General features: G+C 37.0%; 4 protein-coding genes. All 4 read right to left on the reverse strand.

Going from position 1 to position 1,899, the window contains the following annotated elements; all coding sequences use genetic code 11:
* Positions 1–169: 169 nt before the first annotated feature.
* Genes KSO91_RS17065 through KSO91_RS17080 form a run of 4 tightly spaced genes read right to left on the reverse strand, consistent with a single transcriptional unit; the run spans position 170 to position 1,564 of the window.
* The gene (locus KSO91_RS17065; RefSeq protein WP_238744221.1) at positions 170–547 is read right to left on the reverse strand and encodes a hypothetical protein; all 378 of its coding nucleotides are present in this window, start codon (positions 545–547) and stop codon (positions 170–172) included.
* A complete protein-coding gene (locus KSO91_RS17070) occupies positions 544–1,158 on the reverse strand; it encodes a hypothetical protein (protein WP_238744222.1) in 615 nt (204 codons plus the stop codon). Before KSO91_RS17070 ends, KSO91_RS17065 begins: the two co-directional genes overlap by 4 nt.
* A gap of 21 nt (positions 1,159–1,179) precedes the next feature.
* Positions 1,180–1,356: a hypothetical protein gene (locus KSO91_RS17075; RefSeq protein WP_238744223.1), complete on the reverse strand. Its 177-nt coding sequence runs from the start codon at positions 1,354–1,356 to the stop codon at positions 1,180–1,182.
* 16 nt (positions 1,357–1,372) lie between these two features.
* Positions 1,373–1,564 carry a hypothetical protein gene (locus tag KSO91_RS17080; protein ID WP_238744224.1) on the reverse strand — a complete coding sequence of 64 codons (192 nt, stop codon included), beginning with the start codon at positions 1,562–1,564 and terminating at the stop codon, positions 1,373–1,375.
* Positions 1,565–1,899 lie beyond the last annotated feature (335 nt).

The following is a 1,899-nucleotide window of genomic DNA, read 5'->3' on the forward strand; positions in this document are numbered from 1 at the left end:
GGAAAACCAACACACCGTACGATGAGTCAAAATATTTAGAAGCACTGAAACGAAGAGGCTCACCGCTGTTAAAATTTGCAATAACTAGCTAATTTTTACTTGCGGTCCACCTCAGGGCGTGTTGTTAGTTGCCGAACGATCGTTACTTTCAAACCGCGCTCCAAATAGGCTATCTATTGAATATAAAACTATGCAGCAATGCTGCACCAAAAGCAATCACCAAACCTATTAACAAAAAAATATGGCTTAAAATAAATAAGCGCTGTATTTCTTTTGGTATTTTGTCTCTCTCTTTAAGTCTATTACAACGTTTAGCTTGCCAATCAAATTGGAATATAAGGGCATAGCGAGACACTCCTACCCCCGCAGAGAAAATATTGGATGAAAAAGAGTAATAACCACGATCTATTTCATCTTCGACTAATTTCAACCATTTCATTTTTAAATAAATTACAAAACAAAAACTAACAAATCCAAAAATCAAACCAATTGGAAAAACAACCAATAATAATACTTGTTCATTTGTTAAACTATTAAGAAAAATCATTTTATACCATTCACTTTATAAAGCTCTTCACCAGCAGACTCTCCAAGTGAACCAAGTACATTTCCTCCAACATAGCCACTCGCAGAACCAGCAACTATTGTGCACCAAAATAAACTTGTTCCGAAGCTCTCAACGCCGAATAAAATATTGCAGCCAGCATATGCAAGTGCTCCGCCAAAATAACCTCCACCAATACTTCCGGTTGCTTTACCGGTTTGAGTATATTTAGCTTTACTACAAGTTGCAGCATCACCTACAGTGCAAGCTTTTTGGATATTAACAACAGCATCAACTCCTGTTAAAGCGATTCCAACATAACCGACACGCTTTAAATTTCGTGACATTTTAGCGACAGTTTCATAATTTTTAGCAAAATTAGGAATGCTCGTTACATTACCTGATTGCTTACTCCATTGATGAACAATACTTTTGCTACTAAGCCCTAAATTGCTTCGGACGTCACCAGAGAGCAACCTCCCACTCATTGCAGGCAGACCGAATCGACTGAGTGCATTGTCAAGACGTTGGAAATAGACTTTTCTTCTAGTAAAAAAGCTTTGATTATTTAAATTGCCAGTAGAGTTAAAGCTATTAACATAAGCGCGTTCCAAATCTTTTAAAATCGACTTTACTTAGCTAGTATGTGCATTCCACGCCGTATTACTTACACCTAACAATAAACCGTTATAGCTCGCAACATTCGACAACAAATCATATCGTTTTGCCAAAATTTGACGCTCTGAACTATCGAGCTTTAAGAGTGTGCGATCAACAGATTCTGCTATATCTAAAAATTCAGCTTCTTCCACAGTACACTCTTTGCTGTTAGCTGGAGATAACAAAACAATTTGTCCAACTTGTACCATATTGTTTTTTTAAATGAGAATTAACCATTTTAAAATGATCATAAACGATTTGAGTTGGGGAGTTATACATAATCATAATTAATTGATCGACAGTCATCGATTTTTCAACAATATGTATCGCTTTATTATGTGTAACCGTTCGTGCAGACATATGTTATATCCTATAAGGTTTATTTCATCACCCTGCATTCCAAATTAAACATAAAAATACATCAACAAATAAATAAAAAGCAAGCTAACACCCATGGTATAGAAAGTGCCATTCGGTGATTTAGGATGCGGGGCAACTAACTCCTCGTTCACCGGCGGGTAAGTTGGTGCTGTTTTTGCCGCTCTTTCTTTTAGCAAAAACCGCGACAACTGTATCGAGTCCGAGTGCAACAGCTTGTGTACGCCCAGCATGGGCATGAACTAATGAGGTGAAAGTCCTCTGTAGGAAGATCACCGTTTAATAAAATATTTATTATTAAACGCTAACTACTAGCG

The sequence above is a fragment of the Psychromonas antarctica genome, assembly GCF_022267535.1.
GTDB classification, from domain to species: domain Bacteria; phylum Pseudomonadota; class Gammaproteobacteria; order Enterobacterales; family Psychromonadaceae; genus Psychromonas; species Psychromonas antarctica.

Bases quoted from the DNA above. Each gene is read 5' to 3' on its own strand.
- KSO91_RS17065 (WP_238744221.1), bottom strand. From the start codon at position 547: ATGATTTTTCTTAATAGTTTAACAAATGAACAAGTATTATTATTGGTT.
- KSO91_RS17080 (WP_238744224.1), bottom strand. From the start codon at position 1,564: ATGTCTGCACGAACGGTTACACATAATAAAGCGATACATATTGTTGAA.